At 36.2% G+C, this 21,690-nt stretch carries 38 protein-coding genes; all 38 read left to right on the forward strand.

Annotated features, from left to right (window positions below):
- The first annotated feature begins 14 nt into the window (after nucleotides 1-14).
- The 38 genes from tuf to rplM all read left to right on the forward strand — a co-directional run bounded on the left by tuf (nucleotide 15) and on the right by rplM (nucleotide 21,667).
- The gene (tuf, locus tag BLS22_RS13275; RefSeq protein WP_090554606.1) at nucleotides 15-1,208 is read left to right on the forward strand and encodes an elongation factor Tu; all 1,194 of its coding nucleotides are present in this window, start codon (nucleotides 15-17) and stop codon (nucleotides 1,206-1,208) included.
- A 361-nt stretch (nucleotides 1,209-1,569) separates the two neighbouring features.
- On the forward strand, nucleotides 1,570-1,890 hold the full coding sequence (gene rpsJ / locus BLS22_RS13280; RefSeq protein ID WP_090554610.1) for a 30S ribosomal protein S10: 321 nt from the start codon (nucleotides 1,570-1,572) through the stop codon (nucleotides 1,888-1,890).
- Between the two features lie 101 nt (nucleotides 1,891-1,991).
- Complete coding sequence (gene rplC / locus BLS22_RS13285; protein ID WP_090554613.1) at nucleotides 1,992-2,624, forward strand: 50S ribosomal protein L3; 633 nt, start codon at nucleotides 1,992-1,994, stop codon at nucleotides 2,622-2,624.
- Between the two features lie 26 nt (nucleotides 2,625-2,650).
- Entirely contained in the window at nucleotides 2,651-3,274 is a 624-nt protein-coding gene (gene rplD / locus BLS22_RS13290) for a 50S ribosomal protein L4 (protein WP_090554615.1), read from the forward strand.
- Nucleotides 3,274-3,564 carry a 50S ribosomal protein L23 gene (gene rplW / locus BLS22_RS13295; RefSeq protein ID WP_090554617.1) on the forward strand — a complete coding sequence of 97 codons (291 nt, stop codon included), beginning with the start codon at nucleotides 3,274-3,276 and terminating at the stop codon, nucleotides 3,562-3,564. The genes rplD and rplW overlap by 1 nt, the downstream gene beginning before the upstream one ends.
- A gap of 34 nt (nucleotides 3,565-3,598) precedes the next feature.
- On the forward strand, nucleotides 3,599-4,429 hold the full coding sequence (gene rplB, locus BLS22_RS13300; RefSeq protein WP_090554619.1) for a 50S ribosomal protein L2: 831 nt from the start codon (nucleotides 3,599-3,601) through the stop codon (nucleotides 4,427-4,429).
- Between the two features lie 54 nt (nucleotides 4,430-4,483).
- Complete coding sequence (gene rpsS / locus BLS22_RS13305) at nucleotides 4,484-4,765, forward strand: 30S ribosomal protein S19 (protein ID WP_090554621.1); 282 nt, start codon at nucleotides 4,484-4,486, stop codon at nucleotides 4,763-4,765.
- Nucleotides 4,766-4,824: 59 nt separating this feature from the next.
- Nucleotides 4,825-5,157, forward strand: coding sequence for a 50S ribosomal protein L22 (gene rplV, locus BLS22_RS13310; protein WP_090554623.1), 333 nt, complete (start codon nucleotides 4,825-4,827; stop codon nucleotides 5,155-5,157).
- Between the two features lie 19 nt (nucleotides 5,158-5,176).
- Nucleotides 5,177-5,863: a 30S ribosomal protein S3 gene (gene rpsC / locus BLS22_RS13315; protein ID WP_090554625.1), complete on the forward strand. Its 687-nt coding sequence runs from the start codon at nucleotides 5,177-5,179 to the stop codon at nucleotides 5,861-5,863.
- Between the two features lie 32 nt (nucleotides 5,864-5,895).
- Nucleotides 5,896-6,339 carry a 50S ribosomal protein L16 gene (rplP, locus tag BLS22_RS13320; protein ID WP_090554626.1) on the forward strand — a complete coding sequence of 148 codons (444 nt, stop codon included), beginning with the start codon at nucleotides 5,896-5,898 and terminating at the stop codon, nucleotides 6,337-6,339.
- Complete coding sequence (rpmC, locus tag BLS22_RS13325; RefSeq protein ID WP_090554628.1) at nucleotides 6,329-6,532, forward strand: 50S ribosomal protein L29; 204 nt, start codon at nucleotides 6,329-6,331, stop codon at nucleotides 6,530-6,532. The genes rplP and rpmC overlap by 11 nt, the downstream gene beginning before the upstream one ends.
- Nucleotides 6,533-6,569: 37 nt before the next feature.
- Nucleotides 6,570-6,824: a 30S ribosomal protein S17 gene (gene rpsQ, locus BLS22_RS13330; RefSeq protein ID WP_090554629.1), complete on the forward strand. Its 255-nt coding sequence runs from the start codon at nucleotides 6,570-6,572 to the stop codon at nucleotides 6,822-6,824.
- A 27-nt stretch (nucleotides 6,825-6,851) separates the two neighbouring features.
- On the forward strand, nucleotides 6,852-7,220 hold the full coding sequence (rplN, locus tag BLS22_RS13335) for a 50S ribosomal protein L14 (protein ID WP_090554631.1): 369 nt from the start codon (nucleotides 6,852-6,854) through the stop codon (nucleotides 7,218-7,220).
- Nucleotides 7,221-7,237: 17 nt separating this feature from the next.
- Nucleotides 7,238-7,552, forward strand: coding sequence for a 50S ribosomal protein L24 (gene rplX, locus BLS22_RS13340; RefSeq protein ID WP_090554633.1), 315 nt, complete (start codon nucleotides 7,238-7,240; stop codon nucleotides 7,550-7,552).
- Nucleotides 7,553-7,578: 26 nt separating this feature from the next.
- A complete protein-coding gene (gene rplE, locus BLS22_RS13345) occupies nucleotides 7,579-8,118 on the forward strand; it encodes a 50S ribosomal protein L5 (protein WP_090554635.1) in 540 nt (179 codons plus the stop codon).
- Nucleotides 8,119-8,136: 18 nt separating this feature from the next.
- Nucleotides 8,137-8,322, forward strand: coding sequence for a type Z 30S ribosomal protein S14 (locus BLS22_RS13350; RefSeq protein ID WP_090554636.1), 186 nt, complete (start codon nucleotides 8,137-8,139; stop codon nucleotides 8,320-8,322).
- A gap of 22 nt (nucleotides 8,323-8,344) precedes the next feature.
- Nucleotides 8,345-8,743 (forward strand): 30S ribosomal protein S8, encoded by a 399-nt coding sequence (gene rpsH / locus BLS22_RS13355; RefSeq protein ID WP_090554638.1) that lies wholly within the window; start codon nucleotides 8,345-8,347, stop codon nucleotides 8,741-8,743.
- 27 nt (nucleotides 8,744-8,770) lie between these two features.
- Nucleotides 8,771-9,310 carry a 50S ribosomal protein L6 gene (gene rplF / locus BLS22_RS13360; protein ID WP_090554640.1) on the forward strand — a complete coding sequence of 180 codons (540 nt, stop codon included), beginning with the start codon at nucleotides 8,771-8,773 and terminating at the stop codon, nucleotides 9,308-9,310.
- A gap of 18 nt (nucleotides 9,311-9,328) precedes the next feature.
- Nucleotides 9,329-9,697: a 50S ribosomal protein L18 gene (gene rplR, locus BLS22_RS13365; RefSeq protein ID WP_090554642.1), complete on the forward strand. Its 369-nt coding sequence runs from the start codon at nucleotides 9,329-9,331 to the stop codon at nucleotides 9,695-9,697.
- Between the two features lie 17 nt (nucleotides 9,698-9,714).
- Entirely contained in the window at nucleotides 9,715-10,221 is a 507-nt protein-coding gene (gene rpsE, locus BLS22_RS13370; RefSeq protein ID WP_090554644.1) for a 30S ribosomal protein S5, read from the forward strand.
- Nucleotides 10,222-10,234: 13 nt separating this feature from the next.
- On the forward strand, nucleotides 10,235-10,414 hold the full coding sequence (gene rpmD / locus BLS22_RS13375) for a 50S ribosomal protein L30 (RefSeq protein ID WP_090554645.1): 180 nt from the start codon (nucleotides 10,235-10,237) through the stop codon (nucleotides 10,412-10,414).
- Nucleotides 10,415-10,430: 16 nt separating this feature from the next.
- Complete coding sequence (rplO, locus tag BLS22_RS13380; RefSeq protein ID WP_090554646.1) at nucleotides 10,431-10,874, forward strand: 50S ribosomal protein L15; 444 nt, start codon at nucleotides 10,431-10,433, stop codon at nucleotides 10,872-10,874.
- 1 nt (nucleotide 10,875) lies between these two features.
- Nucleotides 10,876-12,150, forward strand: a complete 1,275-nt coding sequence (gene secY, locus BLS22_RS13385; protein ID WP_090554648.1) for a preprotein translocase subunit SecY — start codon at nucleotides 10,876-10,878, stop codon at nucleotides 12,148-12,150.
- Between the two features lie 76 nt (nucleotides 12,151-12,226).
- Nucleotides 12,227-12,877, forward strand: coding sequence for an adenylate kinase (locus tag BLS22_RS13390; RefSeq protein WP_090554650.1), 651 nt, complete (start codon nucleotides 12,227-12,229; stop codon nucleotides 12,875-12,877).
- Nucleotides 12,877-13,623 carry a type I methionyl aminopeptidase gene (map, locus tag BLS22_RS13395; RefSeq protein WP_090554652.1) on the forward strand — a complete coding sequence of 249 codons (747 nt, stop codon included), beginning with the start codon at nucleotides 12,877-12,879 and terminating at the stop codon, nucleotides 13,621-13,623. Before BLS22_RS13390 ends, map begins: the two co-directional genes overlap by 1 nt.
- 26 nt (nucleotides 13,624-13,649) lie before the next feature.
- Nucleotides 13,650-13,928 (forward strand): KOW domain-containing RNA-binding protein, encoded by a 279-nt coding sequence (locus tag BLS22_RS13400; RefSeq protein ID WP_090554654.1) that lies wholly within the window; start codon nucleotides 13,650-13,652, stop codon nucleotides 13,926-13,928.
- A gap of 26 nt (nucleotides 13,929-13,954) precedes the next feature.
- A complete protein-coding gene (gene infA / locus BLS22_RS13405) occupies nucleotides 13,955-14,173 on the forward strand; it encodes a translation initiation factor IF-1 (protein ID WP_090554656.1) in 219 nt (72 codons plus the stop codon).
- A gap of 47 nt (nucleotides 14,174-14,220) precedes the next feature.
- On the forward strand, nucleotides 14,221-14,334 hold the full coding sequence (gene rpmJ, locus BLS22_RS13410; protein ID WP_069978764.1) for a 50S ribosomal protein L36: 114 nt from the start codon (nucleotides 14,221-14,223) through the stop codon (nucleotides 14,332-14,334).
- Nucleotides 14,335-14,529: 195 nt separating this feature from the next.
- Nucleotides 14,530-14,901 carry a 30S ribosomal protein S13 gene (gene rpsM, locus BLS22_RS13415; RefSeq protein WP_090554658.1) on the forward strand — a complete coding sequence of 124 codons (372 nt, stop codon included), beginning with the start codon at nucleotides 14,530-14,532 and terminating at the stop codon, nucleotides 14,899-14,901.
- Nucleotides 14,902-14,922: 21 nt separating this feature from the next.
- The gene (rpsK, locus tag BLS22_RS13420; protein WP_090554660.1) at nucleotides 14,923-15,321 is read left to right on the forward strand and encodes a 30S ribosomal protein S11; all 399 of its coding nucleotides are present in this window, start codon (nucleotides 14,923-14,925) and stop codon (nucleotides 15,319-15,321) included.
- Between the two features lie 30 nt (nucleotides 15,322-15,351).
- A complete protein-coding gene (gene rpsD, locus BLS22_RS13425) occupies nucleotides 15,352-15,975 on the forward strand; it encodes a 30S ribosomal protein S4 (protein WP_090554662.1) in 624 nt (207 codons plus the stop codon).
- A 64-nt stretch (nucleotides 15,976-16,039) separates the two neighbouring features.
- Nucleotides 16,040-16,987, forward strand: coding sequence for a DNA-directed RNA polymerase subunit alpha (locus BLS22_RS13430; protein ID WP_090554664.1), 948 nt, complete (start codon nucleotides 16,040-16,042; stop codon nucleotides 16,985-16,987).
- Nucleotides 16,988-17,009: 22 nt separating this feature from the next.
- The gene (gene rplQ, locus BLS22_RS13435) at nucleotides 17,010-17,351 is read left to right on the forward strand and encodes a 50S ribosomal protein L17 (RefSeq protein ID WP_090554666.1); all 342 of its coding nucleotides are present in this window, start codon (nucleotides 17,010-17,012) and stop codon (nucleotides 17,349-17,351) included.
- A 318-nt stretch (nucleotides 17,352-17,669) separates the two neighbouring features.
- Nucleotides 17,670-18,506, forward strand: a complete 837-nt coding sequence (locus tag BLS22_RS13440; protein ID WP_090554668.1) for an energy-coupling factor transporter ATPase — start codon at nucleotides 17,670-17,672, stop codon at nucleotides 18,504-18,506.
- Entirely contained in the window at nucleotides 18,491-19,354 is an 864-nt protein-coding gene (locus BLS22_RS13445; RefSeq protein ID WP_090554670.1) for an energy-coupling factor transporter ATPase, read from the forward strand. The genes BLS22_RS13440 and BLS22_RS13445 overlap by 16 nt, the downstream gene beginning before the upstream one ends.
- Nucleotides 19,347-20,144 (forward strand): energy-coupling factor transporter transmembrane component T family protein, encoded by a 798-nt coding sequence (locus BLS22_RS13450; protein ID WP_090554672.1) that lies wholly within the window; start codon nucleotides 19,347-19,349, stop codon nucleotides 20,142-20,144. The genes BLS22_RS13445 and BLS22_RS13450 overlap by 8 nt, the downstream gene beginning before the upstream one ends.
- Nucleotides 20,145-20,341: 197 nt before the next feature.
- Nucleotides 20,342-21,088 carry a tRNA pseudouridine(38-40) synthase TruA gene (truA, locus tag BLS22_RS13455; RefSeq protein WP_090554674.1) on the forward strand — a complete coding sequence of 249 codons (747 nt, stop codon included), beginning with the start codon at nucleotides 20,342-20,344 and terminating at the stop codon, nucleotides 21,086-21,088.
- 150 nt (nucleotides 21,089-21,238) lie between these two features.
- Complete coding sequence (rplM, locus tag BLS22_RS13460) at nucleotides 21,239-21,667, forward strand: 50S ribosomal protein L13 (RefSeq protein WP_090554676.1); 429 nt, start codon at nucleotides 21,239-21,241, stop codon at nucleotides 21,665-21,667.
- Nucleotides 21,668-21,690 lie beyond the last annotated feature (23 nt).

The raw sequence follows: 21,690 nt of genomic DNA on the forward strand, positions 1-21,690 counted from the left end.
AGGAGGAATAAAAAATGGCAAAAACAAAATTTGAAAGAAATAAACCCCATGTAAACATAGGAACAATAGGACACGTTGACCATGGTAAAACAACATTAACAGCAGCAATCACTATGACATTAAACAAGAAATTCGGTACAGGTTCTTCAATAGCCTATGACCAAATCGACAAAGCACCAGAAGAAAGAGAAAGAGGAATCACGATTTCAACATCCCACGTTGAATACGAGACACCAAATAGACACTACGCCCACGTAGACTGCCCAGGCCATGCTGACTATGTAAAAAACATGATTACAGGAGCAGCACAAATGGACGGAGCTATTTTAGTAGTATCAGCAGCAGATGGTCCAATGCCACAAACAAGAGAGCATATTCTGTTATCAAGACAGGTAGGGGTACCATACATCGTAGTATTCATGAACAAGTGTGACATGGTAGACGATGAAGAATTATTAGAGTTAGTAGAAATGGAAATTAGAGACCTATTAAATGAATACGAATTCCCAGGAGACGACACACCAGTATTCAAAGGTTCTGCTTTAAAAGCCATCGAAGAACCAGATAGCGAATGGGGAGACAAGATTGTAAAAATGTTTGAAGTTATTGATGAATACATCCCAGAGCCAGAAAGAGATGTAGACAGAGCATTCCTAATGCCAGTAGAGGACGTATTCTCTATTACAGGTAGAGGAACAGTTGCAACAGGAAGAGTAGAAAGAGGAATCGTAAAGGTACAAGACGAAGTAGAGTTAGTAGGATTGGCAGAAGAATCAAGAAAGCTAATTGTAACAGGAGTAGAGATGTTCAGAAAGCTTCTTGATCAAGCCCAAGCAGGAGATAACGTAGGAATCCTATTAAGAGGAATCCAAAGAACAGAAATCGAAAGAGGACAAGTATTAGCAAAGCCTGGTACAATCAAACCTCATACAAAGTTTAAAGCTGAAGTATACGTATTAAAGAAAGAAGAAGGTGGAAGACATACACCATTCTTTGATGGATACAGACCACAGTTTTACTTTAGAACAACAGACGTAACAGGAAGCATCAAATTACCAGAAGGAGTAGAAATGGTAATGCCAGGAGACAACATTACAATGGAAATCGAATTAATTAGCCCGATTGCTACAGAAGAAGGACTAAGATTCGCTATCCGTGAAGGTGGAAGAACTGTAGGTGCTGGAGTAGTTGCTTCTATTATTGAATAATTAGACCCTATTGAATAAATTTAGAAGAAGAGTTTTTCTCTTCTTCTAAATTTGCATTATATAATATTTTTTTTACAATATAGCTCAACAAATGTTGTAAATAGGCTTGATATTTGTTGAGGAATAGTATAAAATATATTAGTGTCTGTTTGACATGTATGTTTAGTTGTTCTGAAGGCGATGAAGCGAAAGGTTGCTGCAAAAGGAAATTTTCGCTGAGCAATGTCTAGATCTAAGAATCGGGCGACAAGATTGTCTTCACTGTTTTTTTTAAAAAAATTCAACACACCCGGAACAGTGTATAGGTGGTCTGAGTCGTACGTAAAAAGAAATCACGTGCGATGAAAGGGAGGGAAAGCAAATGGCAACAGCAAAAGCGAAACAAAAAATTAGAATTAGATTAAAGGCGTATGATCATAAGTTATTAGATCAATCTGCTGAAAAAATTGTTGAAACTGCTAAAAGAAGTGGTGCTGAGGTTTCTGGACCAGTTCCATTACCAACAGAGAAGCAAATTATTACTATCTTAAGAGCGGTTCATAAGTACAAGGATTCTAGAGAACAATTTGAGATGAGAACCCATAAAAGATTGGTTGACATCTTAAATCCAACATCTAAAACAGTTGACGCTTTAATGAGACTAGATTTACCAGCAGGCGTTGACATCGAAATTAAATTATAATGTCGGTTTGGCTAAGATAAAGAGATGAAATTCATCCTATCTTAGTATGATTATACTTAATAAAGTATAATCCGCTGTAAGATTAATAGGAGGTGTAATAAATGACAGGTTTAATCGGAAGAAAAATTGGAATGACCCAGATTTTTAATGAAAATGGAATAGTTGTACCAGTTACAGTTATCCAAGCAGAGCCTAACGTAGTAGCACAGGTAAAAACAAATGACGCAGACGGTTACAGTGCCGTTCAAGTAGGCTTTGATACAATTAAAGAAAAAAGAGCAAACAAACCTTTAAAAGGTCACTATGAAAAAGCAGGAGTAGCTCCTAGAAGAAGATTAAAGGAGTTCAGAGTAGAAAATGCAACTGATTTCACTGTTGGTCAAGAGATTAAAGTAGATCTTTTCCAAGAGGGACAAAAAGTTGATATCACTGGCATTTCTAAAGGTAAGGGTTTTCAAGGTGTTATTAAAAGACACGGACAAAGCAGAGGGCCAGAAACCCATGGTTCTAGATATCATAGAAGACCTGGTTCAATGGGAGCGTCTTCCTACCCAGCAAGAGTTTTTAAAGGTAAAAAATTACCAGGACATATGGGTGCTGTACAGGTAACTATTCAAAATCTTGAAATTGTAAAAGTAGATATTGAAAGAAATTTACTTTTAGTAAAAGGTGCTGTACCAGGTCCTAAAAAAGGACTGTTAATTATTAAAGAGACAGTAAAGCAAGGGAAATAAGCTGATTGCAGAAAGGAGGATTTGCTATGCCTAAAGTAGCTGTATATAATGTGTCTGGAGAACAAGTGAGTGAAATAGAGTTAAATGACAACGTGTTTGGTGTAGAAGTAAACCAACATGTCCTTTATGAAGTAGTAAAAAATCAATTGGCAAACAAAAGACAAGGAACTCAGTCTGCTAAAACAAGAGCAGAAGTAAGAGGTGGCGGAAGAAAGCCATGGAGACAAAAAGGAACAGGCCGTGCCCGACATGGTAGTATTCGTTCACCACTATGGGTTGGTGGAGGTACTGTTTTTGCACCGAAGCCAAGAGATTATAGCTATACATTACCGAAAAAAGTAAGAAGACTTGCAATGAAGTCAGCCCTTACATCTAAAGTAAGTAGCAATGAGTTCATTGTATTAGATGAGTTAGCATTAGATGCACCAAAAACGAAAGAAATGATCAATATCTTAAGCAACCTAAAGGTTGATAAAAAAGCCCTAATCGTGTTGGGAGACAAAAATGAAGCTGTAATCAAATCAGCTAGAAATATCCCAGGAGTAGAAACAGCTTCCGTTAACACATTAAATGTATATGACATCTTAAAGTATGATAAGTTCATCATTACAAAAGATGCTGTTCAAAAAGTGGAGGAGGTGTACGCGTAATGACAAATCCACACGATATTGTTATTAGACCGTTAGTGACTGAAGAAAGTATGACAGATATTGCTGATAAGAAGTATGCTTTTGTAGTAGATAGAAGAGCTAACAAGACAGAAGTTAGAAGAGCAATAGAAAAAATCTTTGGTGTTAAAGTGGAAAAAGTAAACACTATGAACATGAAGGGTAAATTTAAAAGAATGGGAAGAAACGTTGGCAAAAGACCTGACTGGAAAAAAGCCATTGTTACTTTAACTCAAGATAGCAAGGAAATTGAAATTTTTGAAGGAATGTAATGATTGATTTGTAATACGAAGGAGGGAAATAGCAATGGGTATTAAAAAATTTAATCCTACTTCACCAGCTAGAAGACAAATGACAGTTTCTACGTTTGAAGAAATTACAAGAGTAGAGCCTGAAAAATCATTAGTTGAAACCCTTTCAAAAACTGGTGGAAGAAATGCTCAAGGTAAAATAACTATACGCCATAGGGGCGGTGGTTTAAAGAGAAAATATAGAATTATTGATTTTAAGAGAAACAAGGATGGTATTCCAGCAAAGGTTGCAACCATTGAATACGATCCAAATAGAACTGCTAACATTGCATTGTTACATTATGCAGATGGAGAAAAAAGATATATCATTGCACCAAACCATTTAAAGGTTGGAGATATGATAGAATCAGGTCCAGATTCAGATATTAAAATAGGTAATGCACTGCCATTAAAAAATATCCCGGTTGGTACAATAGTACACAACATTGAAATGAAGCCTGGTAAAGGTGGTCAAATCGCAAGGGCTGCGGGGAATTCAGCTCAATTAATGGCAAAGGAAGGTAAATATGCACTATTAAGATTACCTTCAGGTGAAATTAGACAGATTGCTATTGAGTGTAAAGCGACAGTTGGTGAAGTTGGAAATCAAGAACATGAAAACATCACCATCGGTAAAGCAGGTAGAAAAAGACTTATGGGTATCAGACCTACAGTAAGAGGTTCCGCGATGAATCCTAACGACCATCCACACGGTGGAGGGGAAGGTAGAACACCTATTGGTAGACCTTCACCAGTTACACCATGGGGTAAACCTGCATTAGGATACAAAACTAGAGACAAGAAAAAAGCTTCAAATAAATTCATTGTATCAAGAAGAAAGAAATAAGATAGCCTAAAATCTATTGGATAAATAGATATACTTCTGAAGGGAGGAAAAGTAATGGGTAGATCACTTAAAAAAGGACCTTTCGTTCATTCTGGTTTATTGAAAAAAATAGAAGAAATGAATGCAAAGGATGAGAAAAAAGTTATCAAAACATGGTCAAGAGCATCTACTATTTTTCCACAAATGATCGGACATACAATTGCTGTGCATGATGGAAGAAAACACATTCCAGTATATGTGACAGAAGATATGGTGGGACATAAATTAGGAGAATTTGCTCCAACCAGAACCTATAGAGGACATGACGATAACGATAAAACAACCAAGAGAAAATAATATAGCGTTTAATGGAATTATTTAGTTGTTTGATCTAGATTATGAAAGGAGGTCATTCCATGGAAGCAAGAGCAATAGCAAGATTTGTTAGAATAGCTCCTAGAAAAGCTCAACAAGTTGTTGATTTAGTTAGAGGAAAAAAAGTTGATGAAGCCTTAGCGATTTTAAAATACACACCAAAGGCAGCTGCGCCGATAGTAGAAAAGGTTGTAAAATCAGCTTTAGCTAATGCAGAAAACAACTATGACATGGATAGAGAAAGTTTATATATAGCAGAAATATACGCAGACCAGGGCCCAACAATGAAACGTTTTAGACCAAGAGCTATGGGACGTGCTACTACTATTAGAAAAAGAACTAGTCACATCGGAGTTGTATTAAAGGAAAAATAGGATTTAAGGAGGGAAAATAATGGGTCAAAAGGTGAGTCCACACGGATTGAGAGTAGGTATTATCAAAGATTGGGACGCAAAATGGTACGCTAATAAAAAAGATTTTTCAGACCTACTAATTGAAGACCATAAAATCCGTAAGTACGTTAAAGAAAAACTTTTTGTTTCTGGTATTTCTAGAGTTGAAATAGAAAGAGCAGCTAACAATCGGGTTAAAATAAATGTTTACACCGCAAAACCAGGAATGGTTATTGGTAAAGGTGGTCAAGGTGTTGAAGATCTAAAAAAAGAATTAGAGAAGTTAACAAAGAAAAATGTTGCTGTTAATGTAATAGAGGTGAAAACACCTGAAACGGATGCACAATTAGTAGCAGAAAACATTGCCTTCTCACTGGAAAGAAGGGTTTCCTTTAGAAGAGCTATGAAGCAAGCTATGCAAAGAGCTATGCGTTCTGGCGCTAAAGGTATCAAGGTATTGACATCAGGTAGACTTGGTGGAGCAGAAATGGCTCGTTCAGAAGGCTATAACCAAGGTAATGTTCCATTACACACATTAAGAGCTGACATTGACTATGGTTTTGCAGAAGCCATGACAACCTATGGTAAATTAGGTGTTAAGGTTTGGATTTACAAAGGTGAAGTATTACCTACAAAGAGAAATGTAAACAAAGTCGAAGAAAATAAAAACAAATCTGAAAACAAGTAACAGTTATGCCTTGAAGGAAGGAGGAATAGCGCATGTTAATGCCTAAAAGAGTAAAACGCCGTAGAGTGCATAGAGGTAAAATGGCAGGTGAAGCCACCAGAGGAAACAAGGTTTCTTATGGAGAATATGGTATTATGGCTTTAGAACCAGCATGGATCACCTCTAATCAAATAGAAGCTGCACGTATTGCTATGACTAGATCCATTAAAAGAGGGGGTAAAGTTTGGATTAAAATTTTCCCTCATAAGCCAGTAACAAAGAAACCAGCTGAAACTCGTATGGGTGCCGGTAAAGGTTCACCAGAGTTTTGGGTTGCAGTAGTTAAACCAGGCAGAGTAATGTTTGAAATAGCTGGTGTATCCGAAGAAAAAGCGAGAGAAGCTATGAGGCTTGCTATGCATAAATTACCAATTAAATGTAAGTTTGTAACACGTCAAGAATCAGAAGTAAAGGGTGGTGAAGCTGATGAAAGCTAATACATTAAGAGATATGACAGATGTTGAATTACAACAAAAATTAGCTGATTCAAAAAGTGAATTATTTAACCTGCGTTTCCAATTAGCGACCGGCCAGCTCGAAAACCCTTTGAGAATCAGAAATGTTCGCAAGGATATTGCTAGATTAAAAACAATTATTAGGGAACGGGAAATCACTAAAACAAATGCATAATTGGATTATGATGTAGGTGAGAAGGGAGGCCAAATTCGTGGAAAGAGGAAAAAGAAAGATTAGAACAGGTCGTGTAGTAAGTGACAAAATGGATAAAACTATTGTAGTATTAGTAGAAGATTTTGTTCGTCATCCACTATACGGAAAAGCTGTTAAGAGAACCACTAAATATAAAGCACATGACGAAATGAATGAATGTAATATTGGCGATAAAGTTAGGATTATGGAAACAAGACCCCTATCTAAAGATAAGAGATGGAGACTTGTTAAAGTTATCGAACAAGCGAAGTAGGATAGAAGAGAAAAAGGAGGTATTGCTATGATCCAACAGGAATCACGGCTTGCTGTAGCAGACAACTCAGGCGCAAAAGAGTTACTTTGCATTCGTGTATTAGGCGGAACGAAAAGAAGATATGCCAAAATAGGTGACGAAATCATCTGTTCAGTTAAGAGTGCAACACCAGGAGGTGTTGTTAAAAAAGGCCAAGTTGTAAGAGCGGTTGTTGTTAGAACAAAAGCTTCTGTAAGACGTAAAGACGGTTTTTATATTCGATTTGATGAGAATGCTGCTGTAATCGTTAAAGAAGATAAGCAACCAGTAGGGACACGTATCTTTGGACCAGTGGCAAGAGAATTAAGAGATAAAGAATTTATGAAAATAGTTTCACTAGCTCCAGAAGTATTATAAAGCAGGAGGTGTGATGAATGGCACGTATAAAAAAAGGCGACACGGTCGTAGTAATTTCTGGAAAAGATAAAACAAAAGTAGGTAAAGTGCTTCAAGTGCTGCCTAAAGAAGAAAGAGTTATTGTTGAAGGTGTGAACATGGTAACAAAGCACCAAAAACCAAATCCTAAAACACAACAGGGTGGGATTATTCAACAAGAAGCTCCTGTTCATGTATCAAACGTCATGATTTTTGATAAAAAAGCTAACCAAGGGGTTAGAGTAGGATATAAAGTATTAAATAATGGTGAAAAAGTAAGAGTAAGCAAAAAGACTGGCGAAGTATTAGACTAAAGTGAAGAAGGGAGGTAAGTCTAGTAATGGCTAGATTAAGAGAAAAATACAAAAATGAAGTTGCATCAGCAATGATGGAAAAATTCGGTTATAAAAACGTTATGGAAATTCCTAAACTTGAAAAAGTTGTTATCAATATGGGAATCGGTGAAGCAAAGGACAATCCAAAGGGATTAGAGCTTGCTATCAAAGAATTAACTACAATTGCAGGACAAAAACCTGTTATTACAAAAGCTAAAAAATCTGTTTCTAACTTTAAACTTCGTGAGGGTATGTCTATCGGTGCTAAGGTGACGTTAAGAGGCGAGAAGATGTACGAATTTGTAGATAGATTATTAAATATTGCACTACCAAGGGTAAGAGACTTTAGAGGTGTAAGTGCTAAAGCCTTTGACGGTAGAGGAAACTATGCGTTAGGGATCAAAGAACAATTGATTTTCCCAGAAATTGAGTATGATAAAGTAGAAAAAGTAAGGGGAATGGATATTATCTTTGTTACCACTGCTAAAACAGATGAAGAAAGTCGTGAGTTATTAAAGTTAATGGGAATGCCTTTCGTAAAATAAGGTAAGGAGGTAGAAGTAGTGGCAAAACAATCTCTGAAAGTAAAACAAGAAAGAAAACAAAAATATAAAACAAGAGAATATACTAGATGTAAAATCTGTGGAAGACCACATGCTTATTTAAGAAAATTTGGTATATGTCGTATATGCTTTAGAGAATTAGCCTATAAAGGCCAAATACCAGGTGTTAAAAAGGCTAGCTGGTAATCTTAGGAAGGAGGTAAAAGTTATGACAATGACAGATCCAATTGCGGATATGCTTACCCGTGTTAGAAATGCCAGTGCGGTAAAGCATGAAACAGTAGACATTCCAGCTTCTAATATGAAGAAGGAAATTGCAAATATTCTTCTAGATGAAGGTTTTATAAAAGGGTTCGATGTAATCGAAGACGGGAAACAAGGTATTATTAGAATGCAATTAAAATATGGAAAAAACAAGGAAAAAGTTATTACAGGAATCAAACGTATTTCAAAGCCAGGGTTAAGGGTTTATGCAAAAAAAGATGAGATCCCAAGGGTATTAGGTGGATTAGGAATAGCGGTTATTTCTACATCAAAGGGAATCATTACAGATAAAACTGCAAGAAAACAAGGCGTTGGCGGAGAGGTTATTGCTTACATCTGGTAATCGTAATAACTTGAAGGAGGTGCAAACATGTCAAGAATAGGTGTTAAGCCAATAGAACTATCAAAAGATGTTGAAGTGAAGGTTGATGAAAAAAATCTTGTTACTGTTAAAGGACCTAAGGGAACATTAACAGAACAAATTCATAAAGATATTGTTGTTCGTCAAGAAGAAAACACAATTTTAGTTGAAAGACCTACTGAAAACAAAAAACATAAATCTTTACATGGTTTATCTAGAACCCTTGTAGCTAACATGGTAGAAGGTGTAGCAAAGGGATATGAGAAGAAACTACAATTAGTAGGTGTTGGATACAGAGCAAACAAACAAGGAAACAAATTAGTTCTTAGTTTAGGTTTCTCCCACCCAGTAGAAATGGTGGATCCAGAGGGTGTTACAACTGAAGTACCTTCCCAAACGGAAATTCTTGTTAAAGGAATTAACAAGCAAGCTGTAGGAAACTATGCAGCAAAAATTCGTGAACTAAGAAAGCCTGAGCCATACAAAGGTAAAGGGGTTAAATATGCTGATGAAATAATCAGACGTAAGGAAGGTAAGACAGGTAAGTAATAGAAAGGAGTGAGCAAGGTGATTAAAAAGGTAAGCAAAAACCTTACAAGAAAGAAGAGACACCAAAGAGTACGTAACAAGGTTCAAGGCGTAGCTGAACGTCCAAGATTGAATGTATACAGAAGCTTGAACAATATGTACGCTCAAATCATCAATGATGAAACAGGCCAAACCATTGTTGCTGCTTCTACTTTAGATAAAGAAATTAAAGCCGAAGGAAAAGCTGCAGGTAACAAAGCTGCTGCTAAATTAGTAGGCGAGTTGGTTGCTAAAAGAGCTTTAGACAAAGGCATCAAAAGCGTAACCTTCGATCGTGGAGGATATATTTACCATGGAAGAGTAAAGGAATTAGCTGAAGGTGCCAGAGAAGCTGGATTAGAATTTTAATAGAAGGAGGGAACTGCATGCTAGGCAAGCGTATAGATGCTAGTCAACTTGACATTAAAGAGCAAGTTGTTGATATAAGACGTGTTACTAAGGTTGTAAAGGGTGGTAGAAACTTTAGATTTGCTGCTTTAGTAGTTGTTGGAGACGAGAACGGACATGTTGGTGTAGGTGCTGGTAAAGCTATGGAAATTCCAGATGCTATTAGAAAAGGCATCCAAGATGCTAAGAAAAACCTAATCAAAGTACCAATTGTAAATACAACAATTCCACATGAAGTAATTGGACACTTTGGTGCTGGTAATGTATTAATTATGCCTGCTAAAGAAGGTACAGGTATTATTGCTGGAGGTCCAGTTCGTGCTGTATTGGAATTAGCCGGTATTAAAGATGTAAGGGCTAAGTCTTTAGGCTCTAACAATTCTAGGAATATGGTAAATGCTACAATGGATGGCTTAAGAAACTTAAAAAGAGCAGAGGATGTAGCTAAACTAAGAGGCAAATCCATAGATGAACTCTTAGGATAGGAGGGAAAATACTATGGCAAACTTAACTATAAAATTATCTAAAAGTGTTATTGGAACATTACCAAATCAAAGAAAAACTGTTGAAGCATTAGGGTTGAAAAAGGTTGGTCAAGTAGTAGAAAAGCCTGATAATGCTCAAATCAGAGGCATGATCGAAACAGTTAAACATTTAGTAGAAGTTGTAGAAGCGTAATTAAGGAGGTGTAAAGATGAAGTTACATGAACTTAGACCTGCTGTGGGTGCTGTAAGAAAGACTAAGAGAAAAGGTAGAGGTACTGGAAGTGGCCTTGGTAAAACTGCAGGCAGAGGTAGCAATGGACAAAACTCTCGTAGTGGCGGTGGTACTAGACTAGGATTTGAAGGTGGCCAAATGCCTCTAATCAGACGTATACCAAAACGTGGGTTCACCAACATCTTCAAAAAACAATTTGCAATTGTAAACATTGAAGATTTAAATAGATTTGAAAACGGAACAGAAATTACTGCACAAATGCTAAAAGAAGCAGGTGTTATTAAAAAGATTGAAAAAGACGGCTTAAAGATCTTAGGAAATGGAAATCTTGAGAAAAACTTGACAATTAAAGCTCAAAAATTCACGAAATCAGCTGTCGAGAAAATAGAAGCCGCTGGTGGAAAAGTAGAGGTGATTTAAGGTGTTATCAACTCTAAGAAATGCTTGGAAAATTCCTGATTTGAGAAGCAGGATCTTATACACCTTTATGATGTTAATCATCTTTAGACTTGGTTCAGTTATACCTGTACCAGGTATTAATATCAACTACGTTAGACAAATTGTAGAAAATGCTGGGCTATTGGCGATGTTTGACATGTTTTCCGGAGGAGCCTTTGGAAACATGACAATTTTTGCTCTTAGTATTACACCTTACATTACTGCTTCTATTATTATCCAACTGTTAACCATAGCTATTCCTAGCTTAGAAGAGTTGGCGAAAGAAGGAGAAGAAGGCAAAAAGAAAATAGCCCAATACACAAGATATGGAACAGTTATCCTAGCATTAATTCAAGCTACAGGAATCAGCGCTGGTCTTTTCAGAGGAGCACTAATAGACAGAGGCGCCTTCAGTATTGTTGTAGTTGTATTGACATTAACAGCTGGTACAGCATTTTTAATGTGGTTAGGAGAACAAATTACTGAAAAGGGAATTGGTAATGGAATTTCTTTAATTATTTTTGCTGGAATTGTATCAAGAATTCCAGATGGGATATACAGAACCTATGCGTTAACAGCACAAGGTGAGGTTTCCATTATAACAATTATCATATTCCTAGTGATTGCTATTGCTATTATTGCTGGAGTTGTAGCCATTCAAGAGGGTACTAGAAAAATTCCAGTACAATACGCAAAAAGAGTAGTAGGTAGAAAAATGTATGGGGGACAAAGCTCCCACATTCCATTAAAGGTGAATCAATCAGGGGTTATTCCAGTAATCTTTGCAATGTCCCTATTGGCATTCCCACAAACAATTGCTTACTTCTTTGGGGAAACCAGTGGATTTGCATTATTTGTACAAAAATGGTTATCTCCTGCTGGTGGACCTGGTATGTTTATTTATAATGCATTAAGTGCTTTACTGATTATATTCTTCACTTATTTCTATACAGCAGTTACCTTTAACCCAGTGGAAGTCGCTTCTAATATGAAGAAAAATGGTGGGTTTATCCCAGGAATTCGTCCTGGTAAACCAACATCAGATTATCTAACAAAAGTACTCAACAGAGTTACATTAGCTGGTGCAGTGTTTTTAGCTGCTATTGCTATACTTCCAACAATTACCCTTAATCTAATAGGAATGCCTATTGCTTTCGGTGGAACAGCTATACTGATTGTTGTGGGTGTTGCATTAGAAACAATGAAACAAGTAGAAGCACAAATGTTAATGAGACATTACCAAGGGTTCTTGAAATAATCCTTTATTCTCATAGATGTCTGTCATGGGGTATCTTCCCCATGATACATCAAAATTTATGCTGGGAGATGGTTAAATGAGAACAATTTTACTCGGCCCTCCAGGTGCTGGTAAAGGCACCCAGGCTGCGGTCATTGTAAATGAATTTCATGTACCCCACATCTCAACTGGGGATATATTTAGAAATAATATTAAGCAGGGAACAGAGCTAGGCAAAAAAGCAAAGGATTATATGGATCAAGGTTTATTGGTTCCTGATGAATTGGTTGTTGCCATTGTAGAAGATCGTTTAAAGCAGGAAGACTGTGAAAAAGGATTTTTATTAGATGGATTTCCTCGTACAGTACCTCAAGCCGAAGCTTTAGATGATGTCCTCAAGAACATGGGCATATCTTTAGATAAAGTTATCAATATAGAAGTGAATAAAGATAATCTTATCAAAAGGGTTGTTGGAAGAAGAATATGCAAAGACTGTGGTGCAACCTATCATATTGATTTCAATCCTTCTGTAAAGGGAGAACTTTGTGATCAATGTGAAGGACAATTATATCAAAGACCAGATGATACAGAAGAAACTGTATCTAAACGAATAGAAGTTTATTCAAAGGAAACCCAACCATTAATTCAATATTATCAAAAAAGAGGCATATTAGCTGTAATTGAAGGAGAACAAGATATAGAGGATGTCTCTCAAGAGATCGTTCGTATTTTAAGGGGAGTATCCTAATGATCTATATTAAGTCTCGTCAAGAAATTGAAATAATGCACAGGGCTGGAAAAATTGTAGCAGAAACGCATGAACTATTAAAAGAGGCAATTAAGCCAGGAGTAACCACCAGGGAGTTAGATGAAATGGCAGAAGCCTATATTAAAAAAAGTGGTGCTATTCCTGCATTCAAAGGCTATGGCGGGTTTCCAGCTAGCATATGTACATCAATAAATCATGAAGTAGTTCATGGAATTCCTGGATTAAAACACCTTGAAGATGGCGATATTATTAGTATAGATATTGGTGCTCTCTATGATGGGTATTATGGAGATGCTGCTAAGACCCATGGTGTAGGAAAAATTAGTGAGAAAGCTCAAAAACTAATAGATGTAACTAAACAAAGCTTTTACGAAGGAATAAAGTATGCATCTGAAGGTAATAGACTTTCTGATATTTCCCATGCTATTCAAACTTACGTAGAGGAAAAAGGATTTTCTGTCGTTAGAAATTATGTTGGTCATGGCATTGGAACAAAAATGCATGAAGAACCTCAGGTACCTAATTATGGACCACCAGGAAAGGGACCGAGGCTGAAGGCAGGAATGGTCTTAGCCATAGAACCAATGATCAATGCAGGAACCTACGAAGTGAAGGTGTTAACCGATGGTTGGACCGTGGTAACACTGGATGGGAAGTATTCAGCTCATTATGAACACACCGTCGCTATTACACAAGGAGAACCTGAAATTTTAACCGCATTATAACAATCCAGTGAACGAGGTGACATTTTGTGGAACAAAGCGATATAAATATAGGCCAAGTAGTGAAATCTACCCAAGGTAGAGATAAAGGAAAGTTCTTTATCATTTTAGAACAAATAGATAAAGAATTTGTCCTCATTGTAGACGGCCATATTAGGAAAATAGATAGACCTAAAAAGAAAAAATTAAAGCACCTTGCAAAGCTCAACATAATATCTGAAGAGGTAAAAGAACGGATTACACAGGAAAAAAAAATTAACAATGCCTTTATAAGAAAAGAGCTTGAAAGGTTAGGTGCAAATGCTTAGGCTGCGAATGGAGGTTTGATTGCCGCATGTCGAAACAAGATGTAATTGAAGTAGAAGGTACAGTAAAAGAAGCTTTACCTAATGCTATGTTTATCGTACAATTGGAAAATGGTCATGAGATTTTAGCTCATATATCTGGAAAACTAAGAATGCACTTTATTAGAATCTTAGAAGGCGATAAGGTTACTGTAGAATTATCTCCCTATGACTTGACTCGTGGTAGAATAACATGGCGTAAAAAGTAGTTATATATTGGAAATTTCTAGGTGTTCTGCTAGAAGGAGGGATAACAATGAAGGTTAGACCATCAGTCAAACCAATTTGTGAAAAGTGTAAGATTATCAAAAGAAAAGGTAGAGTAATGATAATTTGTGAAAATCCTAAACACAAACAAAAACAAGGATAAATACTAGTATTTTTATGAATTTTATAGTATAATATAATATTGTTGAAATTTGTTCTTTGGAGCGGCTGCATCAGTTGAAAACTGATCTCTAAAGGATAAATATAAATATAATTTTCATCAAGGAAAGCTTTTAATACAGACAAAATAACTGTTACGAATAATGATGTTACAAGAGAACTAGGAGGTGTAATTACTATGGCCAGAATTGCTGGTGTTGACTTACCAAGAGATAAAAGAGTAGAAATTGGCTTAACTTATATATTTGGTATAGGCAGAAAAACTTCTAATGACATACTAGCCGCTGCTGGTGTAAATCCTGATACTAGAATCAAGGACTTAACAGAAGAAGAAATCAATGCTTTAAGAAAAATCATTGATGAAGCCCATCAAGTAGAAGGGGATTTACGAAGAGAAATTTCCCTAAATATTAAAAGATTAAAAGAAATCAGATGCTATAGAGGCATGCGTCATATCAAAGGTTTACCTGTAAGGGGACAAAAAACCAAGACAAATGCTAGAACAAGAAAAGGTCCTAAGAAAACTGTTGGTCGTAAGAAGAAGAAATAATAGGCAAGGAGGGGCGCAAGTATGGCAAAAGTAGCAAAACGAAAAACAACTCGTAAGAGAAGAGAACGTAAAAATATAGAACGTGGTGAAGCCCATATTCAATCTACATTTAACAACTCCATCGTTACTTTGACAGATACTCAAGGTAATACAATTTCATGGGCTAGTGCAGGACAATTAGGGTTTAAAGGTTCAAGAAAATCAACACCTTTTGCTGCACAAATGGCTGCTGAAACTGCAGCGAAAACTGCTATGGAGCATGGATTAAAATCAGTAGATGTATATGTTAAAGGACCAGGAGCTGGAAGAGAAGCTGCTATTCGTTCTTTACAAGCAAGTGGACTTGAAGTTACTATGATTAAAGACGTAACTCCAGTACCTCACAACGGTTGTAGACCACCAAAACGTAGAAGAGTATAATATAGATTTTAAGGATTAGGAGGTGCAAGAATGGCAAGATATACAGATGCGGTATGTAGATTATGTCGTCGTGAGGGTATGAAGCTATACCTTAAAGGCGAGAGATGCTATACAGATAAATGTGCTGTAACAAAGAGAAACTTTGCTCCAGGACAACATGGACAAAGCAGAAAGAAACTTTCTAACTATGGTATGCAGTTAAGAGAGAAACAAAAAGCAAAGAGATTCTATGGTGTTCTAGAAGCACAGTTTAGAAAATATTTTGAAATGGCAGAAAAGCAACCTGGTATTGCAGGTGAAAATCTTTTAAGAATTTTAGAAAGCAGATTAGACAATGTCGTTTACAGATTAGGCTTTGCTTCTTCTAGAGCACAGGCAAGACAGCTAATTGTACATGGTCACTTTACAGTAAATGGTAAGAAATTGGATATTCCTTCTTATATCGTAAACGTAGGAGATGTTATCCAAGCAAAAGAGAAGTCCCAAGGTTCTCCTAAGTTTAAAGAGGTTAAAGAAATCTTCAAAGGAACTGTACCTCATTGGTTAAGTGTTGATGTAGAAAAGCTAGAGGGAAAAATTGTTTCACTGCCTACAAGAGAAGATATAGACATACCAATAGCAGAGAATCTAATAATAGAGTTATATTCTAAATAATAAATGATTAGAATCAGTTACCCTCAATATAGTAGAGAAGATATTAAAAGGAGGGTTTAATTCAATGATAGAAATGGAAAAACCTAAAGTGGAAGTTGCTGAATTAAGTGAAGATGCTTCCTATGGTAAATTTGTAGTGGAGCCTCTGGAAAGAGGTTATGGTACAACACTAGGCAATTCCCTAAGAAGAATAATGCTATCATCCCTACCAGGTGCTGCAGTAACTTCTGTGAAAATTGAAGGGGTATTACATGAGTTCTCTACAATTCCTGGAGTAAAGGAAGATGTAACAGAAATCATTCTAAACCTCAAAAGTTTATCCATAAGAGTTCATGGTGAAGAACCCAAAACCATTAGAATTGAAGCTGATGGTGAAGGTGTTGTAACAGCTGGAGACATTATTGCCGATGCAGATGTAGAGATTTTAAATCCTGAATTGCACATTGCTACACTAGATACAGATGCAAAGCTAATGATGGAAATCTATGTATCTAAGGGTAGAGGATATGTAGCTGCTGAAAACAATAAAACTCAAGGGATGCCTATAGGTGTATTGCCTGTTGACTCTATCTTTACGCCTGTTAAGAAAGTAAGCTATTCTGTTGGTAATACAAGAGTAGGTCAAGTAACCGACTATGATAAATTAATTATCGAAGTATTTACTGATGGAAGCATTAAGCCAGATGAAGCCATCTCATTAGCTGCAAAGATTATGAACGAGCATCTTAATTTATTTATCACTTTAACAGAACATGTTAATGATGTAGAAATTATGGTTCATAAAGAAGAAGATAAAAAAGAAAAGATGTTGGAGATGACAATTGAAGAACTAGACCTTTCTGTCCGTTCTTATAACTGTTTAAAGCGAGCTGGAATTAATACTGTACAAGAGCTTACTCTAAAATCAGAGGAAGATATGATGAAGGTTAGAAATCTAGGAAAAAAATCTCTTGAGGAAGTACAGAAGAAATTAGCCGAGTTAGGATTAGGCTTAAAACCTAGTGATGAGTAACTAGTAGTAAGGAGGGATAGTTATGGCTGGATATAGAAAATTAGGACGTGTAAGCGCCCATAGGGACTTGATGCTAAGAAACTTAGTAACAAGCTTAATTAAAAGTGGCCGCATACAAACTACTGAAACAAGAGCTAAGGAAACAAAAAAATTAGCTGAGAAAATGATTACATTAGCTAAAAAAGGCGATTTACACGCTAGACGTCAAGCTTTAGCTTTTATAACAGACGAAACAGTTGTAAATAATATGTTTACTGAATTGGCACCAAAATACCAAGACAGAAATGGTGGATACACAAGAATTATCAAGGTGGGCCCTAGAAGAGGGGACGCTGCTGAAATAGTAATTCTTGAATTAGTATAATACAGGGATAAGGGATTAAGTGTTTAAGCTTGATCCCTGTTTTTCTGTGAAAACCAACAGGAAACTATATGCAATGCTATCCTGTAGATAAATATAATTTCCGTAATTGGTTTCAAAAAAGTTAGTCGATGAATTTCCAAAAGGAGAACTTTTTTATAAATAATAGTCTTTCAAGATAAAATAAGTTATAATATATGATGGATGAAACAAACTAAATAAAACTAGGTTTTAGATGGAGGTTAAGGCTGAGGTTAAGGTTAAACTTAGTTAACTTTAACTTCAGTATTAAGCTAATATTGGTGCAAGAAGGAGATTTGTATGAAACCTATAATAGAAGTAGAAGAGGTTACATTTCAGTATAAAAATAATGAAGAAGAATTTAACGCACTAAAGAAGGTTAATCTACAGGTGGAGGAAGGAGAATTTCTGGTTATTATTGGCCACAATGGCTCTGGAAAATCCACTTTGGCAAAGCATATTAATGCCTTATTACTTCCTACAGAAGGTGATATAAAGATTCAAGGGATGAATACTAAAGAAGAAGAATATTTATGGAATATAAGACAAACTGCAGGAATGGTTTTTCAAAATCCCGATAATCAAATTGTTGCCACCATCGTAGAGGAGGATGTGGCCTTTGGGCCAGAAAACCTAGGCATACCTTCTCAAGAAATTCGCAGAAGGGTAGATGAAGCCCTTAAAATTGTTGATATGACGGAATATAGTCATAAGGGGCCCCATCTTCTGTCAGGGGGACAAAAGCAGAGAATTGCCATAGCTGGCGTTATTGCTATGCGGCCTAAGTGTATCATATTTGATGAACCAACAGCCATGCTAGATCCTTCAGGAAGACGAGAGGTCATCAACACCATCAAAAAATTGAACAAAGAAGAGAATATAACTATTATTCACATTACCCACTTTATGGAGGAGGCAGTAAATGCCGATCGGGTGATTGTGATGGAGGATGGGGAAATTGTTTTACAAGGAAGTCCAATAGAAGTGTTTTCTCAGGTAGATAAGCTAAAGACATTAGGCTTAGATGTTCCTCAGGTTACAGATTTGGCCTATGAATTGAGAAAGGAAGGCATCAACATACCAAAGGATATTCTGACGGTAGATGAGATGGTGATGGAATTATGTCAATTAAAATAGAAAACTTAACCTATATTTATAATCCCAAAAGCCCCTTTGAAACAAAGGCATTGGATGATGTAAGCCTGGAGATTTTCGATGGAGAATTTATTGGATTAATTGGACATACTGGTTCAGGTAAATCCACTTTAACTCAGCATTTAAATGGATTAATTAAACCTACTAGTGGTAAAATTATCATCAATGGACTTGATATAACTGGAACCAACGTTAAGCTGCCTGAGGTGAGGAAAAAGGTAGGACTGGTTTTTCAATATCCTGAACACCAACTATTTGAAGAAACAGTTTATAAGGACATAGCCTTTGGCCCAATGAATTTAGGTTTATCCAAAGAGGAGGTAGAGGCTAGAGTTAAAGAATCTATGGAATTAGTTAATTTGTCCTATAAAGCCTTAAAGGATAGATCACCATTTGAACTAAGTGGAGGCCAAAGAAGAAGAGTTGCTATTGCAGGAGTTCTGGCTATGAAACCAGAGGTATTAATATTAGATGAACCAACAGCAGGCTTAGATCCAAGGGCTAGAGATGAGATACTGGAGCAGATTAAATATTTGCATACAATATATAAAAATACTGTTATTTTAGTATCCCATAGTATGGAGGACATAGCTAGACTTGTAGATAGAATTATCGTTATGCATAGGGGGAAGGTTGCTTTAACTGGAACCCCCAGAAAAGTATTTAGAGAGTCCGCTACATTAGAGGCTATAGGATTGGGTGTTCCTCAGATTACTTATCTAATGGACAAACTAAAACAACGAGGTATTCATTTAAAAGACGACATCTTAACGGTGGAAGAAGCAAAAGAAGAAATATTGAAATGGATAAGAGGTAAGGAAAATGCTTAAAGATATTACTATAGGACAACACTATCCAACAGGATCAGTTATACACAAGCTAGACCCTAGGACCAAAATTTTAATTACTTTTGCTATAATTGCAGGGTTGTTTTTGGTTGAAAACTTTATAGGTTATATCTATGTAGTCGCCTTTATTGCTACTTCCATTGCTATTTCCCAAATTCCCTTCAAATATATGCTTAAGGGTCTAAAGCCTTTATACATTTTGATTATGATTACCTTCTTTATTAATGTATTTATGACAAGGGGAGAAATTTTATTTGGAATAGGTCCCTTACAGGTCACTAGAGAAGGACTATATCAAGCGGTATTTATGGCAATAAGATTAATACTTTTAGTGGTGGGAACCTCTTTATTAACCTTAACCACTTCTCCAATTATGTTAACTGATGGCATTGAACATCTGTTAAATCCCTTTAAAAAGATTGGTGTTCCAGCCCATGAATTAGCCATGATGATGACGATAGCCCTACGATTTATACCAACGCTATTAGAAGAAACCGATAAAATCATGAAGGCACAAATTGCCAGAGGGGCAGATTTTGAAAGTGGTAATATTATTAATCGCGCTAAAAGCTTAGTACCCTTACTGGTGCCTTTGTTTATTAGTGCCTTTAGAAGGGCAGATGAGTTGGCTATGGCTATGGAGGCAAGATGCTATCGTGGAGGAGACAACCGTACGAGAATGAAACAATTAAAAGTAGAAAAACGGGACTTTATTAGTTTGGGTATAACTACTGGGTTAATTGGAATATTAATTTTCATGAGAATAAGATAATAAATAGAATTTACTAGTATAGTCAAGTCATAGCATATTAATAGCTTCTATAAGCGATGTTTTACTAAATAAACATAGTGGATACTTTCATTTAACCTTAAGTAGTTATCTATACAGATTAATTTCTATATAACAAATATATTACAAAAGCTAGACCTCAACCTTGACCTTAACCTCATAAAAACGGAGTTGGTTTCATGAGAAACATTATGATTAAAATAGAGTATGATGGTACAAACTACAATGGATGGCAGATACAACCTAATGGGAGAACGATACAACAAGAAATCATGGTAGCCCTCAAAAACCTAACAGGAGAGAATGCTAATATCAATGGCTCTGGCAGAACAGATGCTAAAGTCCATGCTAGGGGGCAGGTAGCAAATTTTTATACTGCTTCGAGTATTCCAATTGAGCGGTTCCCTATAGCCATGAATCACTTTCTACCAGAGGATATTACTATTTTAGAGGCCAGAGAAGTCTCAAATGAGTTTCATGCTAGGTACTGGGCGAAAGGGAAAAGGTACTCCTATCACCTCTATAATCATCCCCAAAGAAGTGCTCTGCTAAGAAATTATAGCTATCATATCCCCTATAGCTTGGATTTAGATAAGATGAAGGAAGCAGCCAACATCTTTATAGGAGCCCATGATTTTAAAGGATTTATGTCTAGTGGTAGCAATGTTAAGGATACGATTAGAACTATACATGCAATAAAAGTAAATAAGGAAAACAACAGTATATGGATAACCTTCGAAGGGAATGGGTTTCTGTACAATATGGTGAGAATTATGGTAGGAACATTGGTTGAAGTAGCCAACCATAAAAGAAATCTAAACACTGTAAAAGTGGCCTTAGAAGAGGGGGACAGAAGACAGGCAGGACATACAGCCCCTCCCCAAGGATTATTTTTAGATAACGTATTTTACCCCTTGACACACTAGGCTGGTTGTATTACAATATATGAGTGTGTGTATGTAAAAATGATCCACTAGCCCCGGATCTTATGCATATATAATATGACGTGAGTAAATATGAATTAAAACTTCCAGAAGAAGATAGTGAATTTTAGAAATCAAGAAGGAGGGAAAACGATGAAATCATATATGGCAAAACCAAATGAAGTAGAAAAAAGATGGTTTGTAGTTGATGCTGAAGGTAAAACATTAGGTAGATTATGTACAGAAGTTGCTAAGATCTTAACAGGAAAGAATAAACCAGAGTATACACCTCACGTTGATACAGGTGATTTTGTTATCATTGTGAATGCAGAAAAGGTTAATTTAACTGGAAAGAAATTAGATCAACAGTTCTATACTTATCATACAGGACATCCAGGTGGTTTAAAACAAATCAGCTTTAGAAGAATGCTTGCAGAGAAACCTGAAAAGCTAATTCAAAACTCAGTAAAAGGTATGCTTCCAAAAACTAGACTAGGTAGACAAATGATTAATAAATTAAAAGTATACGCTGGTCCTAACCATAATCACGAAGCTCAAAAACCAGAAGTATTAGATATATAGCTTTATCGGATACGAAAGGAGGA

The sequence above is a fragment of the Natronincola ferrireducens genome (assembly GCF_900100845.1).
Taxonomy (GTDB): domain Bacteria; phylum Bacillota; class Clostridia; order Peptostreptococcales; family Natronincolaceae; genus Natronincola_B; species Natronincola_B ferrireducens.

Bases quoted from the DNA above. Each gene is read 5' to 3' on its own strand.
- rplB (WP_090554619.1), top strand. From the start codon at position 3,599: ATGGGTATTAAAAAATTTAATCCTACTTCACCAGCTAGAAGACAAATG.
- rpmJ (WP_069978764.1), top strand. From the start codon at position 14,221: ATGAAGGTTAGACCATCAGTCAAACCAATTTGTGAAAAGTGTAAGATT.
- infA (WP_090554656.1), top strand. From the start codon at position 13,955: ATGTCGAAACAAGATGTAATTGAAGTAGAAGGTACAGTAAAAGAAGCT.
- rpsD (WP_090554662.1), top strand. From the start codon at position 15,352: ATGGCAAGATATACAGATGCGGTATGTAGATTATGTCGTCGTGAGGGT.
- rpsS (WP_090554621.1), top strand. From the start codon at position 4,484: ATGGGTAGATCACTTAAAAAAGGACCTTTCGTTCATTCTGGTTTATTG.
- BLS22_RS13390 (WP_090554650.1), top strand. From the start codon at position 12,227: ATGAGAACAATTTTACTCGGCCCTCCAGGTGCTGGTAAAGGCACCCAG.
- rpsM (WP_090554658.1), top strand. From the start codon at position 14,530: ATGGCCAGAATTGCTGGTGTTGACTTACCAAGAGATAAAAGAGTAGAA.
- rplO (WP_090554646.1), top strand. From the start codon at position 10,431: ATGAAGTTACATGAACTTAGACCTGCTGTGGGTGCTGTAAGAAAGACT.
- truA (WP_090554674.1), top strand. From the start codon at position 20,342: ATGAGAAACATTATGATTAAAATAGAGTATGATGGTACAAACTACAAT.
- rplD (WP_090554615.1), top strand. From the start codon at position 2,651: ATGCCTAAAGTAGCTGTATATAATGTGTCTGGAGAACAAGTGAGTGAA.
- rpsC (WP_090554625.1), top strand. From the start codon at position 5,177: ATGGGTCAAAAGGTGAGTCCACACGGATTGAGAGTAGGTATTATCAAA.
- rpmC (WP_090554628.1), top strand. From the start codon at position 6,329: ATGAAAGCTAATACATTAAGAGATATGACAGATGTTGAATTACAACAA.
- BLS22_RS13445 (WP_090554670.1), top strand. From the start codon at position 18,491: ATGTCAATTAAAATAGAAAACTTAACCTATATTTATAATCCCAAAAGC.
- rpsH (WP_090554638.1), top strand. From the start codon at position 8,345: ATGACAATGACAGATCCAATTGCGGATATGCTTACCCGTGTTAGAAAT.
- rpsJ (WP_090554610.1), top strand. From the start codon at position 1,570: ATGGCAACAGCAAAAGCGAAACAAAAAATTAGAATTAGATTAAAGGCG.
- rplC (WP_090554613.1), top strand. From the start codon at position 1,992: ATGACAGGTTTAATCGGAAGAAAAATTGGAATGACCCAGATTTTTAAT.
- BLS22_RS13440 (WP_090554668.1), top strand. From the start codon at position 17,670: ATGAAACCTATAATAGAAGTAGAAGAGGTTACATTTCAGTATAAAAAT.
- rplN (WP_090554631.1), top strand. From the start codon at position 6,852: ATGATCCAACAGGAATCACGGCTTGCTGTAGCAGACAACTCAGGCGCA.
- rplX (WP_090554633.1), top strand. From the start codon at position 7,238: ATGGCACGTATAAAAAAAGGCGACACGGTCGTAGTAATTTCTGGAAAA.
- rplP (WP_090554626.1), top strand. From the start codon at position 5,896: ATGTTAATGCCTAAAAGAGTAAAACGCCGTAGAGTGCATAGAGGTAAA.
- BLS22_RS13450 (WP_090554672.1), top strand. From the start codon at position 19,347: ATGCTTAAAGATATTACTATAGGACAACACTATCCAACAGGATCAGTT.
- map (WP_090554652.1), top strand. From the start codon at position 12,877: ATGATCTATATTAAGTCTCGTCAAGAAATTGAAATAATGCACAGGGCT.
- rpsK (WP_090554660.1), top strand. From the start codon at position 14,923: ATGGCAAAAGTAGCAAAACGAAAAACAACTCGTAAGAGAAGAGAACGT.
- rplF (WP_090554640.1), top strand. From the start codon at position 8,771: ATGTCAAGAATAGGTGTTAAGCCAATAGAACTATCAAAAGATGTTGAA.
- rpsE (WP_090554644.1), top strand. From the start codon at position 9,715: ATGCTAGGCAAGCGTATAGATGCTAGTCAACTTGACATTAAAGAGCAA.
- rplW (WP_090554617.1), top strand. From the start codon at position 3,274: ATGACAAATCCACACGATATTGTTATTAGACCGTTAGTGACTGAAGAA.
- BLS22_RS13430 (WP_090554664.1), top strand. From the start codon at position 16,040: ATGATAGAAATGGAAAAACCTAAAGTGGAAGTTGCTGAATTAAGTGAA.
- rplE (WP_090554635.1), top strand. From the start codon at position 7,579: ATGGCTAGATTAAGAGAAAAATACAAAAATGAAGTTGCATCAGCAATG.
- rpmD (WP_090554645.1), top strand. From the start codon at position 10,235: ATGGCAAACTTAACTATAAAATTATCTAAAAGTGTTATTGGAACATTA.
- rplQ (WP_090554666.1), top strand. From the start codon at position 17,010: ATGGCTGGATATAGAAAATTAGGACGTGTAAGCGCCCATAGGGACTTG.
- rplM (WP_090554676.1), top strand. From the start codon at position 21,239: ATGAAATCATATATGGCAAAACCAAATGAAGTAGAAAAAAGATGGTTT.
- tuf (WP_090554606.1), top strand. From the start codon at position 15: ATGGCAAAAACAAAATTTGAAAGAAATAAACCCCATGTAAACATAGGA.
- rplV (WP_090554623.1), top strand. From the start codon at position 4,825: ATGGAAGCAAGAGCAATAGCAAGATTTGTTAGAATAGCTCCTAGAAAA.